12 protein-coding genes are annotated in these 15,742 nt (G+C 40.0%); 8 read left to right on the forward strand and 4 right to left on the reverse strand.

What is annotated here, in order from left to right; translation table 11 throughout:
* Window positions 1-36: 36 nt before the first annotated feature.
* A complete protein-coding gene (locus LVD16_RS02980; protein ID WP_233772102.1) occupies window positions 37-624 on the reverse strand; it encodes a DUF3592 domain-containing protein in 588 nt (195 codons plus the stop codon).
* Between the two features lie 142 nt (window positions 625-766).
* On the opposite strand from LVD16_RS02980, the gene LVD16_RS02985 reads away from it, so the two are divergent.
* Window positions 767-2,059, forward strand: a complete 1,293-nt coding sequence (locus LVD16_RS02985) for an OmpA family protein (protein ID WP_233772103.1) — start codon at window positions 767-769, stop codon at window positions 2,057-2,059.
* On the opposite strand, the gene LVD16_RS02990 is transcribed toward LVD16_RS02985, so the two are convergent.
* Window positions 2,056-2,526, reverse strand: a complete 471-nt coding sequence (locus LVD16_RS02990) for an LEA/WHy family protein (RefSeq protein WP_233772104.1) — start codon at window positions 2,524-2,526, stop codon at window positions 2,056-2,058. The genes LVD16_RS02985 and LVD16_RS02990 overlap by 4 nt on opposite strands.
* 98 nt (window positions 2,527-2,624) lie before the next feature.
* Here LVD16_RS02990 and LVD16_RS02995 point away from each other — a divergent pair, with 98 nt between their 5' ends.
* The 6 genes from LVD16_RS02995 to LVD16_RS03015 all read left to right on the forward strand — a co-directional run bounded on the left by LVD16_RS02995 (window position 2,625) and on the right by LVD16_RS03015 (window position 7,276).
* A complete protein-coding gene (locus LVD16_RS02995) occupies window positions 2,625-3,257 on the forward strand; it encodes a 2OG-Fe(II) oxygenase (protein WP_233772105.1) in 633 nt (210 codons plus the stop codon).
* A 47-nt stretch (window positions 3,258-3,304) separates the two neighbouring features.
* Window positions 3,305-4,417, forward strand: coding sequence for a tetratricopeptide repeat protein (locus tag LVD16_RS03000; RefSeq protein ID WP_233772106.1), 1,113 nt, complete (start codon window positions 3,305-3,307; stop codon window positions 4,415-4,417).
* A 234-nt stretch (window positions 4,418-4,651) separates the two neighbouring features.
* Window positions 4,652-6,043 (forward strand): FG-GAP-like repeat-containing protein, encoded by a 1,392-nt coding sequence (locus LVD16_RS03005; RefSeq protein ID WP_233772107.1) that lies wholly within the window; start codon window positions 4,652-4,654, stop codon window positions 6,041-6,043.
* Window positions 5,965-6,357, forward strand: coding sequence for a T9SS type B sorting domain-containing protein (locus tag LVD16_RS03010; protein ID WP_233772108.1), 393 nt, complete (start codon window positions 5,965-5,967; stop codon window positions 6,355-6,357). Before LVD16_RS03005 ends, LVD16_RS03010 begins: the two co-directional genes overlap by 79 nt.
* A 2-nt stretch (window positions 6,358-6,359) precedes the next feature.
* On the forward strand, window positions 6,360-6,638 hold the full coding sequence (locus tag LVD16_RS27855; protein ID WP_370687636.1) for a type IX secretion system membrane protein PorP/SprF: 279 nt from the start codon (window positions 6,360-6,362) through the stop codon (window positions 6,636-6,638).
* On the forward strand, window positions 6,629-7,276 hold the full coding sequence (locus tag LVD16_RS03015) for a PorP/SprF family type IX secretion system membrane protein (protein WP_370687645.1): 648 nt from the start codon (window positions 6,629-6,631) through the stop codon (window positions 7,274-7,276). The genes LVD16_RS27855 and LVD16_RS03015 overlap by 10 nt, the downstream gene beginning before the upstream one ends.
* On the opposite strand, the gene LVD16_RS03020 is transcribed toward LVD16_RS03015, so the two are convergent.
* Together LVD16_RS03020 and LVD16_RS03025 are read right to left on the reverse strand one after the other, a co-directional pair.
* A complete protein-coding gene (locus tag LVD16_RS03020) occupies window positions 7,273-9,990 on the reverse strand; it encodes an outer membrane beta-barrel protein (RefSeq protein WP_233772109.1) in 2,718 nt (905 codons plus the stop codon). The genes LVD16_RS03015 and LVD16_RS03020 overlap by 4 nt on opposite strands.
* Window positions 9,991-10,251: 261 nt before the next feature.
* Window positions 10,252-12,150 (reverse strand): GAF domain-containing protein, encoded by a 1,899-nt coding sequence (locus LVD16_RS03025; protein WP_233772110.1) that lies wholly within the window; start codon window positions 12,148-12,150, stop codon window positions 10,252-10,254.
* Window positions 12,151-12,348: 198 nt separating this feature from the next.
* Here LVD16_RS03025 and LVD16_RS03030 point away from each other — a divergent pair, with 198 nt between their 5' ends.
* Window positions 12,349-15,711 carry an amidohydrolase family protein gene (locus LVD16_RS03030; RefSeq protein WP_233772111.1) on the forward strand — a complete coding sequence of 1,121 codons (3,363 nt, stop codon included), beginning with the start codon at window positions 12,349-12,351 and terminating at the stop codon, window positions 15,709-15,711.
* Window positions 15,712-15,742 lie beyond the last annotated feature (31 nt).

The raw sequence follows: 15,742 nt of genomic DNA on the forward strand, positions 1-15,742 counted from the left end.
AAGATAGCAAAAAGGGAATATTTTTTACAGTAAGGCTCAGTTCACTATCTTTTTTTTAAATGATCTGTAAACGCCATAACCCACGGCCATAAGCATGAGAGCAAAAAAGCCTATGATGCAAATGAACAGATAGCGTTCAGAAAAAGTATTGATAACCACCTCACCTGACGGACTTACAAACAGTTCCACCTCCTCACCTATCACATAATTGGGTGGTTCAGAGCTGATATTAGACACGTGAGTGTGCTGTTGCCCATTCAATGTATATTCAATCACTGGTTGATTGGGGTCACTCACCACTACTCCAGTAACTTTTTCCCCTTCTTGAATCACTGATAGCTGACCCATGAAAATATAAATAGCTACCGCCAATAAGCCTGCTCCCATGATTCCAAAGAATACTGATAAACATCCATGGGCCAGAGAAATCACCTTTTTAGCTCCCTTTTTCCTTTTGTAGGTATATTCATCTTCTCGAATATCCTCATCAATAAGGTCTGCCATTTCCTTAGCATCCCTCAAGCTCAGGTTATAGTTGTTTCTAAGAAACTTAATGGCCTCTATCTTTTTTCCCTGCACGAGGAGAGTTCGAACATGGGCTTTCTCATCTGGAGTAACACGCATGGCTGAATATAAAAAATTATTAGCTTATAAATATTTCAAGTCATAAAGAGAGAAAATTAGCCACATTTTGTTTATATTCTAGCTCCTTTCCAGTTGTCATAGTGGTTTCGGGGTATTTCTTAAGATAACATCATGATGAAAAATGAGGACCTCTTTAAAAAATATTGGTCTGGTAGTCGCTACCTTCTTCTGTTTATGTTTCATAACTGATGTGCATGGGCAAATAAAGATTGATACTACACTTTCTCCTACTGAGCTGGTAAACAATGTGTTACTGGGCCAGGGAGTAGTGGTTGGCAATGTTAACTTTCAAGGTAAGAAATATGCCATTGGCAAATACTCTGATCCAAACGAACCTGTGGGCATATCCAACGGAATTCTGCTTACCTCTGGTAATGCTTTCTATGTAGCGGGACCCAACAAAAACCCTCGATCTGGCTGGGCCAGTGATGCCCTTGGTGATCATGAGCTAGACCAAATAGCCAGAGGAAAAACCTACGACGCCTCTACCTTAGAATTTGACTTCGTTACACAATCCGAAAACCTCTATTTTGAATTTGTATTTGCTTCAGAAGAGTATCTGGAGTACGTTGGCTCTAAGTTTAATGACGTTTTTGGATTTTTTATTGAAGGCCCAGGCACTGATAAAGTGAATATTGCTAAGCTCCCTGATGGTATTACTCCTATCACCGTGAACACGGTAAACAATGAAATGAACAGCCAATATTATGTGGATAACGGTTATATCAATACCACCGATCCTTTCATATGGGACGTGCGTAACCGAAAGGTGGTAGAAAACAAAAACTATCTACAACCAGAAGTACCGCCAAGTTATGACATTCAATTTGATGGTTTCACCACCGTGCTCACCACCCGATGTGCAGTAATTCCAAATGAAATTTACCATATTAAAATCTCCATCGCAGATGTTGGTGATGGCATTCTTGATTCGGGTGTCTTCCTGAAAGGCGGCTCTTTCCGTAGTGAAGGTGAGCAGGTAGTAAAAATTGATAAGCTGCTCAAAGCACCTGAAGAACTGGCCAGCCTGAAGCTTGTAAATGATGATATTATCATCAAACCAAAAAAGATACCTCGTAATATCAGCCTGGGAAATATCGAGTTCGATTTTGATAAATCAGACATTCCGGTGTCTGCCAAAACGGTGCTTACCAAGGTCATTCATCAGTACATGAACCACCCTGACTCTAAAGTACTCCTGATAGGACATACCGATAATTTTGGCTCAGAAGAATATAACACCAAACTCTCTGCTTCCAGAACTAATGCAGTAGCATCTGCTCTGATTGGCTTAGGAATTCCAGAGAATCAATTGGTACTCAATTATTACGGAGAAACAAAGCCTCTAGCACCAAATGATACTGCTAACGGCAGGGCAAGAAATAGAAGAGTGGAACTTAGAGTTTCTTTCTAAATTCTCACTTCATCATCATACTCTACTGGTACTTTAACAGGAAAACCATGAAGCGTTAATTTAATATGACCACTGTAGTGAACCTTCACTTTCTTACCACCTAAAATACTGATAATGCTATTCAGAAAACCCATTTGGCTCATATCAAAAGTAGCATCTAAAGGCACCTTAAATTCAGAATTAGCCGGGATTTTAGTTTTTAATGATTGATTGATCTTGCCTATTTTCTTACCCTCCACAGATACATCTACATCTATCTTTTTTAAGGTCATGCGCACATCATTAGGGTTATAAAAGAAGGCATCTGCATTCAAATATGCCGTTTTACCCACCACCTTGGTCACTTCAATATTAGTTACCTGCTTGAAAACCGGGGCTTCACTAGGTGTAGTACAAGAAAAGGCCAAAAGGCTTAAGATAGTTATTGCTATTATTCTGGTCATTTGAGGTAAGACGATTCTGTGCATGAAATGTTACTTCGATATTTGTCGCTATGTATTAAACTATAATCATACCAAATTATTTTGAAAGTAAACATTACATTTGCCGCAAGTTAATAATATGAATGGTCAATAATAATAATTGGCTTGAGTCGATTGCGGATCAGCTGGCGACTCAAGATTTTGCCATCACCGATCACTTCCTTTCAGAAGAAGAGGTAAAGGCCATAAGAGAGGTTTTTGAACACCACAAAGAGCAGGATAATTTCAAAAGAGCTGGAATCGGTAAGCAAGATGATTTCATGCTTGACAAGCAAATTCGTGGAGACTATATTAAGTGGATAGATCCGGCTAACGCTTTTGAACCTGTGAAAGAGTTTTTAAGTAAGATTAACGAGCTGAAGGATTATCTGAACAGAACCTGCTTTTTAGGCATAAGAGATTACGAAACTCACTTCACTATCTACCCTCCAGGATCATTTTATAAAAGACATTTAGATCAATTTCAGGGAGATGGCGCCAGAAAGATCTCTTTTATATGCTATTTAAATGATAACTGGCAACCTGGTGATGGTGGTGAACTACGCTTATACTTAGATGGAGAAGAAAGGGACGTGCAGCCTTTAGCTGGAAAATTGGCTTGTTTCAGAAGCGAGATCATAGAGCATGAAGTACTTCTGGCGCACAAAAACCGTTATAGCCTCACCGGATGGATGCTTAACCACCCTGTAGGACTTGGTTTTATTAAGAACACCTAATCACATATTTGTTATATTTGAAATAATCACAACCTAAAACTTTAGACATGAGATTAATCGCTGTTATACTTATTACAATATTCCCTCTGCTGTCTTATGCACAGTCTGCAGAAGATTCGTTCAATCAGGGAATAAAAAGCATGGAGAAAGCTGACTTCAAAACGGCCGTTACACAATTCTCTTCAGCCATAAAAGCTAAGGCAGATTATAAAGAGGCTTTTAATTTTAGAGGGCAATCAAAAAATGAGCTAGGTGAGTTTTATGGAGCTATCAGTGATTATACTCAAGCCCTAGAACTAGATTCAACTTATGCCGATGCCTATAATGAAAGAGGTAATGCCAAGTTTAACCTGGGTGATGATGAAGGTGCCATTGAAGATTACAGCAAAGCCATCAAGTTTGACGCTAAAATGGCTGATGCTTATAGCAATAGAGCCTTTGCTAAATATAATCTAGAAGACTTAGAAGGTGCCTTTTTTGATTTTTCTAAAGCCATAGAGCTAGACCCTAAAGATGCTGATAAGTACTTTAACCGAGCAGTAGTAAAAGCCGAGCTTGAAGAATACCTTGGGGCTATTGAAGATTATAACAAGTCTATAGAGTTAGACCCGTCAGATGCGGACGTTTATAGTTACAGAGGTGTGGCTAAATATAATATTGATAAAGTAGAGGAAGCCTTAAAAGACTATGATAAGGCAATAGAAATGGATGCTAAAGATCCTGTAAAGTTTGAAAACAGAGCCTTAGCCAAAAGTGCTATGGAAGATTATAAAGGAGCTTTAGCAGACTATGATCAATCTATAGCTTTATTCAATGAAGATCCTGACACCTATAATCTCAGAGGTGTGATCAAGTATAATTTAGATGACCATGAAGGTGCCGTTCAAGATTACGATCAGGCGATAGAGATTGACCCTTATAATGCCGTGTATTATGATAACCGCGCACTATCTAAGGCTGCCATGGAAGATTATGCTGGAGCAGTGGAAGACTATTCTTACTCAATAGAGCTTTACCCTACTGATCCTGAAACTTTCCACCAGAGAGGACTGGCAAAAATTAAAAAGGGTGACAACTATGATGGTTGCCTTGATTTAAATACAGCAGTAGAACTTGGCTCTGATGATGCTAAAGCTTCGATAAAAGAACTGTGTAAATAAGAAAATTAAACCCTCTTAAATAACTGTTTTTCAGCAATTTGAGAGGATGTTACAAATGAGTTAATGATTGTTACATACGTAGCAATCATTTTTTTTTGTTCTTCCCATCTTGCTGACCTAAAACATAGCTAGTTAATGTATATAAACAAACCGACTAAGTGTTTTAGTACACCCACCCTTTTGTTTTTAGTGCTAGTCTTGGGAAGCCATTTAACCTTTTCTCAAAATTTAAAGGTGATCAGTACAGCTCCTTCGGCTAGCACTAATTACAATGAGGCTAACCCTATTACATTTGAATTTGATGGTCCTGTAAAAGCTTCCACGGTCAACAGCTCAAACATTCTTATAGTAAGTTATCAGTCAGGTGAAATAGAAGGCAGCTTTGCTGGTGGTGGTACGAGCACGATAACCTTTACTCCTAATGAAGATTTCATCCGAGGCGATGAAATCAGAGTAACCCTAACCACAAATCTGGAAAATACTTCTGATCAGGCGCTTAGTACTAGCTACAGCTTTCAGTTTAACATACTTACTGAAGCAAGTGAAGGCGTAGAACCTGCCTTTAATGATAAATCTATATCTTCTAATCTGATAAGTCCTTTTGATGTAAAAGCAGGCGACATTGATGGCGATGGCGATCTAGACCTGGTAGTACCTTGGGCCAGCAGTGGTATTGTAACGTGGCATGAGAATGATGGCGAATTAAACTTCACCGAACACATAGCCGGATCCATTAAGGCTACTGGTGTATTCCTGGCTGACCTTAACTTAGATGGTAACATGGATATTCTGGCCGGAAACCAGCAAGACACTCTAGTGTGGTTTCAGAATGATGGTGCTCAAAACTTCACCAAACATGCTATCGCCAATAACGCTGCCCGCCCTTATAAAATATATGCCATAGATTTTGATGGAGATGGTGATATGGATGTTTTAGCCTGTGGTTATGTCCCCGTATCACCACCAGCAAAATTACTATGGTATGAAAATAATGGCGCTGAAAATTTTACGGAGCATAACATTACCGGATTTAGCCTTGATGCCACAGAGGCCTACCCTATGGACATGGATTTTGATGGCGACATGGATATTATTGTAAGTAGCGAAACTCAACCCTTCACCACCAACGTGGATAAACTTATCTGGCTGGAAAATGATGGTGAAGAAGCATTTACAGAACACCTTGTAGATGGAACTCAAAGAATTTATGTCGGCATTCATGGGGTGGATATGGATGATGATGGTGATGTTGACATCCTCACAGCAGCCTCCCTAAGTAATCTGGGATGGTATGAAAATGATGGAGATTTGAATTTTACTCGTCATGAAATAGCAGCAGATATCACTTCTCCATTTGACACTAAGGCCGCTGATGTTGATGGCGATGGGGATATGGATGTTATCTACATCTCGCAGGAGCGCGACCTGGTAGGATGGATGGAAAATGATGGTAATGAGAACTTCACCCAGAGAATAATATTTGATCATGGTGAATATGATCCTGAAGTAGAAGGAGCCTATTATCCTGGGCCGTTGCGGCAGCAGATATGGACCTGGATGGTGACATCGACATATTCGGTGCCTTTAGATTTTCAGATACCATTTTCTTTTTTGAAAGCCTATTAGCTCAGGACACACCTGATACGGGAGGTACCGGAGAGCTGATTATATATAACGGCGTTTCCACCAGAGCCAACGGTAAAAATGATTTTTTCAAAATAGAGAACATAGAATCTTTCGCCGATAATAAAGTGGAAATATTTAACCGCTGGGGTCAGAAAGTATTTGAAATCACTGATTATGATAATGACAATGCCGCCAGAAGGTTTGCGGGCGAGGGAAATGTGGGCAGTGCAGGATCATTGGTAGCTGGAACATACTATTATGTTATTCTGGCTGGCAACACCGAGTACACAGGCTTTTTACATTTGAGAAGATAGCCATGATTAAAAGATATACTCTCTCCATTTGCTTGTTCATGCTTATACTCAGTGCACAAGCGCAACAAGATGCCATTATAAGCACCTATCAGTTTAATCAACTGCCAATAAATCCGGCATACGCGGGCGCTCATAATTTCACTAACATCGACCTGCACTATAGAAACCAGTGGGGCGATGTAGAAGGAGCTCCGTCCAGTGTATTCTTTTCTGCTAATACTTTTTTACCCTCGAAAAATATGGGGCAGGTCTCTATATTCATCATGATGCTATTGGAGTAACTACTCAGACGAGGGCGTTCATTGGTAGCTCGTACAAGCTGCATCTTGGTAATGATCAATCGCTGACATTTGGGCTTAATTTAGGTATCATTTCGTTACAGTATGATTTCAATGAATTACTGCTAGAAGATCCTACTGATGAAGATTTTATGAATGGAAACGACCGTCTTTCCAAGTTTAATATTGGTAGTGGTTTGTTGTTCACAAAAACGGATAAATATTATGTGGGTATCTCTGCCCCTCAGCTATTGAAAATGAATGAAACAATTGCTGGCTTTGAGGGCACCAGATATAATCCTCATTATTATGCTACCGCAGGGGTTGTTTTAGAAGTAAACAGAACATTTATAAAGCCTTACACTAACATACGGATGGTTTCAGGAGCACCTCTATCCTATGATTTAGGGGTAAGCGCGCTATTCAAAGAGCGCATATGGGCCGGACTTTTCACCCGAAACTTCAGTAATGCAGGTCTGAATTTGTTTCTCACTCTGGAAAACGGCATGCGGCTCGGATATTCCGGAGAGCTGGTAATGGGTGATCCGCAAGTATCTAGCGGATACAGCACCCATGAAGTTTCGATAGGAATAGACCTTAACTGGCTAGAAGGGCAGACAGTAAAAAGGAGATTTTTTTAAATCTCCTTAAAATCTTCCGCTGAAGCTCCTTTGCTGAAATGTCTTAGGTTATAAGTGAAGGTCAGCATGAAATAACGCTGAAGCGCATTAGACTGACGATCTTCAATATAAGTTTCAGTCACATTCCTTCCCACGTTATTGTTCTCATCCAAAAGGTCATAAACATTCACGCTTAACTCTCCCAAATCATCCTTTAGGAATTTCTTTCCAAAACTCATATTCAGAATAAGGAAGCTGTTATCATAACCTGCTGCTAAGCCAGTGTTTAGACGGTGATTAACATCTGCTCTATAAACGAAGGCATCACCAAAAATCCAGGTAGATTTGAAATGAGTCGATTGATTGTAATACTCATTATTCATAGCTGGTCTGGTGCTGTTATTTACGATATTATAATTTCCTCGAGTAGAAACATTAAAATCAAGTCTATCGCTAATGTTACTGCTGAAAGAGAATCCTAGCATAAGGTTAGTATTATTTGTTAGGTTGGTCTGATCGTTAATGATACCTGGTCTTCTATCATAATTCACCATTCCTCGCACATCAAAATTCACCTTTAAGGCTTCTATTGGTAAGCCGTAGTGGAAATAAGTTTTGAATCTATAGTATCCATCAGCATTTTCTGGCTTTATCAGTTGAGACCCTTTTTCTAAAACTACATCTTCGGTTATTTGCTGAGGGCTTTCTGCTATAGTAGTGGCATTGGTAATATAACCTTCAGTAAAATTCGACTCCACTGAAGCATAGATTGATTTACCTTCCACAGTGTGAGCTCTGTATCTTGCTCTTATCCAGTGATTATACACTTGCTCCAAATCAGGATTACCCGTTCTTAATTGTAAAGAGTTTGAGTTATCAATCACCGCTTGAAGCTGATCTATTGAAGGAGTGTTCGTCCAGGTGTTATAATCAAGTTCAAACTTTTTCTCCTCCGTAAATTCATAATCTAATCTTACTGATGGAAGCACTGTTTGGAAGTTTCTGTTAGTATCGAATGTGGCAGGGAACTCTTGCTCATTTTGCAGTTTTGCTTGCTGATATTCCGCATTTAATTGAAGCTTCAACTTCTCCCCTTTCACCTGATAACCTACTTGAGCTGATTGAGTAAAATATTTACTTTCAAATGTATTACTTAAAGCAGTATCTAAAGCTGGGCTGGTTCTCTCATAATTATCAAAAGTAAGTTTATCAGAGTCATTCACTTTGTTGGAAATATTGTATTCTACCTTCATCATACTTTTTTCACCCAGCGGCTCAGTATAAGTCATGCCTGCGCGCCAGGATACAGCATCTCTATCACGGTTAATGGTCTGATCCAGTATTTCCACACTGTCAGAACGGGTGAAATATTGATTGGTCGTATACCTCGATGCTCTATCTTCATTAGTATGAAAACCTACGTTATTGTGCAAAGTGATTGTTCGGCCCTTCTTGCTGAATTTATGACTCCAAAAAAGGTTGTTATCAAAATCATAATCTGAGTTCTGAGATTGATTAGCATTATCTGTAGAATTCAATCGCCCGTTATCTGTATCTGTACGGCCGGTAAAGGAATTATTGTTTTTATCATGCTTTAAAGATGCATTAGGCCTCCAGATAATTCTGTTGTTATCATTAGGACTGTACTCTAACTTGGCCCAGGCATTGTGGTCCATATTGATTCTGTTAGTAAAGCTTTGCTCATTATACACCTGGCCAGAATCTGATGGCAGCACATAAGTACGCTGCACCGATCTTGTTCCTTCATTTTCTCTATGGCTGAAATAGTAGCCTCCAGAAAGTTTTAATTTATCCCACTCATCACTGAAATTTACCCCAGCGTTATTGGTAATGATAATACCATTTTGAGTACGGCTATCGCCCTGGCTGTTAGGATCAGCGGTGTAGTTAACTACATTAATATTATTGCTGAGGCCAGTAACGGTCATTCTTCTGTCGTTATTAAAAAGGTTAACGCTTGCTGCAGCCTGATAGCGGGAATCTGTACCGTAGCCCACGGAGCCTTTTCCAAATTGGCCCTTTCTTCTGTCGGGCTTGGTGATGATGTTAATGGTTTTCATCTGATCACCATCATCAAAACCGCTGAGCTCGGCTTTATCACTTTTCTTATCATAAACCTGAATGGCCGCAATCACTTCACTAGGCAAATTTTGCAATGCCGTCTGCACATCTCCCTGAAAAAATGGCTTACCATCTACTAAAATTCTTTGTACGGCTTCTCCCTGTGCTTGTATTTGACCATCCACGATCGCGATACCCGGCATTTTAGTCACCAGATCCTGGGCGCTGGCATCTCTTGTTGTCTTGAAGGCGGTGGCACTAAATTCTGTAGTGTCTCCTTTTTGAGTACTCACAGGTGCTTTGGCCACTATTTCTATTTCATTAAGCGTGGTAGCTTCTTCTTCCATATCCACCACACCCAGATCTATGTTTTTATTGATGACCAAAGTTTGAACTACCGTTTTATATCCGATAAAATCGATCTGAAGCAAATACTTGCCCTTCTTTACTTTCGGAACGTTAAAAACTCCTTCCAGGCTGGTAGTAACGCCATATGCTGAAACGGAATCTGGTAATGTCTTTAAAATTACTGTTGCCCCTGGAAAAGAGGACTTGTTTACATTGTCTCTTACCCGGCCTGTAAGACTATACTCCTGTGCAAAGGAGGTGTGCAGGGTAATAATTGAAGCCAGAACTATAAAAAATAATCTCATGAGTAAACTTTAAAATTTGAGCGTTAGCGTGAATAGAGATACTACAAAAAACAGTGTGATAAGTACACAGAATATTCAAAATCCCTAAATACGAGAATCAATACTTAAAACCATACAAATTTTATGTAGGTGGTAAATAATTGATTTTATTGAAAAATCGATTTAGCGATTGCTCTTGAAAGGTGTACGGATAGATAGCAGGTAAAGTTCCGAAGGTGGTACTTTACCTGCTATTACTTTTATAAGTGGGGGTATTTTGTTTTAAGCCGTAAATTCCGAGGCTTTTCTTAGGTCTCCCTTTTCCAGATATTGTTGAGCTAGTTGTCCTTTTAGCTCATCTATAAGGTTGTCCATTTCTTTTTTCTGGCGCTCCATTTCTTCTCTGGTGGCCAGCATCTCTTCATTATGCTGTTTAAGCTCCTCTTCCTGAGAAATCAGCTCGGCCGTTTTATCGCGAGATTCTTGCAGCAGCTTTTGGGTTTGCTCTGCCACTTTCTTGCCGTTAATAATATTGGCGATGCTTTCAGAAACACGCTCGACAAACTCTATTTGATAATCCTCTAATAAATTAAATGACGCCAGCTCAATAACACCCACTATTTCGTCTCTAATTTTTAAAGGAGTAATAAGTATACAACTTGCCGTAGCTTCTCCTAAACCGGAAGTAATTTTCATATAATCTTCCGGAACCTCCTTGATGTAGATGCTTTCGCCCTCAAGCACGCTTTGTCCGATAAGGCCGCTGCCCACAGAAATCACCTGATCAATAAATTTCTTTTTATCATAAGCATATGAAGCTATCCTTCTAATGCCTTCGCCTTCATTGATATAAATAGCTCCCTGGTTCACGTTCAGATAGTTTACCATCTGGCTGATAATCCTGTCGCCGAGCACTCCAAGCTGGTCGGTATCATTCTTTAGGATATCATTAAATTTAGCCAGGCCTTCATTGGTCCAGTTAACAATTTTTTGTTCTGCATCTGCCTCTATCAGTTTTTCCTGCATAGAAATGATTGATTTAGCTAAAACGTCATTGTTAAACCTATCATCATACTTCGCTTTAAGATTTCCCTGACCAAGATTATTGGCAAAACCGGCTGCCGTTTTAATACGCTCCATCAGCTGATTCAAAGCCACTTTAGTTTGGCCAAGCTCATCTTTAGACCGTATGACCAACTCTTCAGGAAACTCACCCTGAGATAAGCTCACCATAGCATTTTTAATTTCCTTAATAGTTTTGGTAAGAATACCGCTGTAGAATAATACCAGTACTAAACCAATTAATAACTGACCAAGAAACAGGCCTACAAGCAGAAGGATCGTATTGTTAATCAGCAGTTTATTGTGCTGTTTTATTTCTGTGGTTAGCAGCTGTAGCTTTTCAGAAATAATCTCCGCATGCTCATTTAGCTGGCCCACTAATCCATTGTGAACATTAAGTCCTATTTCACTTTCTAACTCTACGATAGCATTGAACTTACCTTTATAATTCTCTATTGCACTAATTACTTCCTGCTTACCCTCTTCGTGTTCCGAAGCCACAGTAGTTGCAAGAAAAGCTTCAATCTGATCATTGAATTTATTCAGATACTTAAGGTCTTTTCTCAAGAAGAAATCCTTTTCGTGCCTTCTTAGCATGAGCATCTGCACTTTATCATAAGGAAAGGATGAATTCTCTACACTATGAATGGCAGCCCTTAATTGGCCTTCCAGCCCATAGTCTTGAAAACCTCTCTGTTTGTATAAACTTACTAGTTGCTCAAATTTCTCATCAAAACTCACTATCTCAGCTTCCATACGGTTAAGCTCACTTGTAAAACCGCTACTGGTAATTACCTCCTTATTACGAATGCCTTCTAACACATTCATCACCGAATCCATCTCCTTGGTGTACCCATCAGTAAGATCATTAGATCCATTGCTTAAAAAACCCAGGTCTTTATAGCCTTCATTCGCAAACTCCTGAAGGTAAATATCCGCCTGAGACATTCTGAGATTAGTTTTATCTAAACTTTCTCCCAAATTTCTTAACTCTAATATTGAGTAAATAGAGTTAATGGCCACCAACACTAAAATCACAGATAACATCAACAGCGATCCGAAAGCTATAATTAGCTTCAATCGAATACGCAGATTCAGAAACATTCTCCTCAAATTCATATCATACTCACTTTTACCATCCTACAAATTTAAGCCGAAATAACCGATGCCTTTATAGCCAAAAAGGTTAATTAATTATTAATAAAGCCTAATTTATATCTATTGTAAACACAGTACATTTTTGGCCTGACCATTTATGTAATAACTGCCCACTTCCATCTCTATTCTGCTTATTTTGGCAAAAAAAATGAACAACCTATGAAGTTACTGTTAAGCATAGCACTATGTATGGTCTCGACAGTATCGTTATTTGCCCAGCAGGATAGTGTGGCTGTAGCCGATACGGTGTCAATTGAAGAGACCAAAAAAGAACTACCATTATCGGCCGACAGAAAAATCGCCTTAAAAACCAGCGAAGGATCCTGGATCTCACTAGACGTAAGCCCTGATGGTAAGACCATCGCTTTCGATCTATTGGGTGACCTTTACCTTCTACCCATTGCTGGCGGCAAAGCTGAGCAACTTACTGAAGGCATGGCCTTTGACTCCCACCCTAAGTTCAGTCCTGATGGAAAAACTATTTTATTTATTTCTGATAGAAGCGGTGGTGAAAACGCCTGGACCATTGACCTGGAAAGTAAAGACACCAAGCTTATTACTAAAGGAAATAACAACACCTACCAGTCTGCAGAATGGGCTCCTGATGGCAAATACATTGTGGCTGCTCAGGGAGAGCGTAACCTTAAACTTCATATTTACCATATAGATGGCGGTTCTGGAGCACAACTCATAGATAACCCTGAAAGCTTGAAAACTATTGAGCCTGCTTTTGGTGCGGATGAAAGATATATCTGGTATTCGAAAAGAAACAGCGCCTGGCAATATAATGCCAGCTTACCACAATATCAGCTAGCTCTATATGATCGTGAAACTGGTGAATCTCAGACCATGACTTCTCGCTATGGATCTGCCTTTGCCCCTACGCTTTCGCCTGATGGAAAATGGTTAGTATATGGTACCAGATATAATACAGAAACAGGACTTATTCTAAGAGACCTAAAAAGTGGTGATGAGAAATGGTTAGCTTATCCGGTACAACGTGATGAGCAAGAGTCGATTGCTCCTTTGGGTGTGCTGCCAGCTATGTCATTCACGCCTGATAGTCAGCAACTGATTGCTTCTTATGGAGGCAAAATTTACAGCATCCCTGTTGGTGGTGGCGATGCTACCAACATTCCGTTCGAAGTAGATACAGAAATTCAGGTAGGCCCAAGATTAAAGTTTAACTACCCTATTTCTGATGATAAAACATTTGATGTAACTCAAATAAGAGATGTAAAGCCTAGTCCTGATGGTTCTAAAATTGCCTTCACGGCTTTAAATAGACTTTACACCATGGAGATGCCATCTGGAACTCCTAAAAGAGTTACTGATCTGGATGTAAATGAAGCTATGCCTACCTGGAGCCCGGATGGAGCCTTTTTGGCTTTTGTAACCTGGGATGATGAAAATGGCGGTAGCCTTTACAAGGTAAATGTGAAAGGTAAAGCCAAACCAGTAAAGCTCATTTCAGCCCCTGGTACCTACACATCACCAGCATGGAGTTTTAATGGTGACAAAATTGTATACATGCGCGGGTCACGTCAGGATTTTATGAATAGTACGGGGCCAATTGGTTTCCACACACATGATGAAATCCGCTGGGTATCGGCTAAAGGCGGGGAGACGCATTTTATAGATAAAGCAAAAGGTAGAGGAGCTCCTCACTTTGTGAAATCTGATGATCGCATTTATCTGTATGGAAGCAAAGGCCTTGTTTCTATAAGATGGGACGGCACTGATGAAAAAGAGTTAGTGAAAGTAACCGGGATCACACCTTACGGCTTTGTAAGAGATAAATTTGATTCGCATAGCATGCTTTCAGCTGAAGAACCAGAAGCAGCCTCTAAACCTTCTGAAGCTGATTTGGTAATTATGGCGCCAGAGGGAGATCAGGCTTTGGCTATGATCAATAATGAAATTTACACCGTAACCGTGCCGAGAATAGGCTCTGAAGTGGTGAAAATAGCCGTGGCCAACCCGGGCAATGCTGCCTTCCCTAGCAGAAAGCTCACACAGATCGGCGGGCAGTTTCCGAGCTGGAGCCGAGATGGTAAAAAAGTAAATTGGGCCATCGGTAACGCTTACTTCTCTTATGATCTTGCGGCCGCTAAAGCTAATGAAGAAGCTCTGGAGAAAAAGAAAAAAGAGGAGAAGAAAGAAGATAAAAAAGAAGAAGGTGAGAAAAAGGAAGACAAGAAAGATGACAAATACAAACCTACAGAATTAAGGGTAAAAGTATCTGTACCAAGAGATATTCCTGAAGGAAAAATTCTACTTCAAAACGCTCGCATCATTACCATGAAAGGCGATGAGGTAATTGAAAAAGGAGATATCTACATCGAAAACAACAGAATAGTTAAGGTTGGCAAAGCAGGTTCTCTCTCTGTAGATGGTGGTGTTACTACCATGGATATGAGTGGAAAAACCATTATGCCCGGCTTTGTAGATACTCACGCTCACTTAAGACCCGCCTGGGGACTGGAAAAATCTGAGGCATGGCCTTATGCTGCCAACCTGGCTTACGGTGTTACCACCACCAGAGATCCACAAACAGGTACTACCGACGTACTTACCTATCAGGATATGGTAGAGTCTGGTATGATGGTAGGGCCGAGAATCTATTCTACGGGTCCTGGAGTTGGCTTCTGGGCTTACAACGTAAAAGATCTTGATCAGGCCAGAGATATTTTAAAGCAATACTCTGAGTACTATAATACCAAGACCATTAAAATGTACATTACTGGTAACAGACAGCAGAGACAGTGGATCATCATGGCGGCAAAAGAACAAGAGCTAATGCCTACCACTGAGGGAGCGTTAAACTTCAAGCTAAACATGAACCAGATTATAGATGGTTATCCTGGTCATGAGCATAGTTTCCCTATTTATCCTTTGTACAGTGATGTGCTTAAACTAGTTAGCGAAACCAAAACAGCTTATACCCCTACACTTTTGGTTTCTTACGGCGGGCCATGGGCAGAAAATTATTACTACGAAACGGAAAATGTGCAGGGCGACAAGAAATTGAACTATTTCACCCCTAAGTCAGAACTAGATGCAAAAACCAGAAGAAGAAATGCTGGCTGGTTTATGAAAGAAGAATATGTATTCGAAGACCATGCTAAATTCGTAAATGAACTGGTTAAAGATGGCGGTATCGCGGGTGTTGGTTCTCATGGACAGCTGCAAGGCCTTGGATACCACTGGGAATTATGGTCAGTGCAGTCTGGTGGTCTTTCTGAGCACAATGCCTTAAAAGTGGCGACTATCCTAGGCGCCGAGGCCATCGGTTTAGAGCAGGATTTAGGCTCATTGGAAGAAGGAAAAATAGCAGACCTTGTTATCCTGGATAAAAATCCACTGGATGATATTAGAAATTCAAACACCGTGAATATGGTGATGAAGAATGGTAGACTTTATAAAGGAGAAAACCTGAATGAAGTTTATCCTAAAGAGAGAGAAAACATTTTCCATTGGCATCAGGACGCGCCTGTGAATGTGCCTGGAATAAAGAAATAAAGATAATAGTATAGTTTAATTCCCTCATAAA

The organism is Fulvivirga ligni (assembly GCF_021389935.1).
In the GTDB taxonomy this organism is placed as follows: Bacteria; Bacteroidota; Bacteroidia; order Cytophagales; family Cyclobacteriaceae; genus Fulvivirga; species Fulvivirga ligni.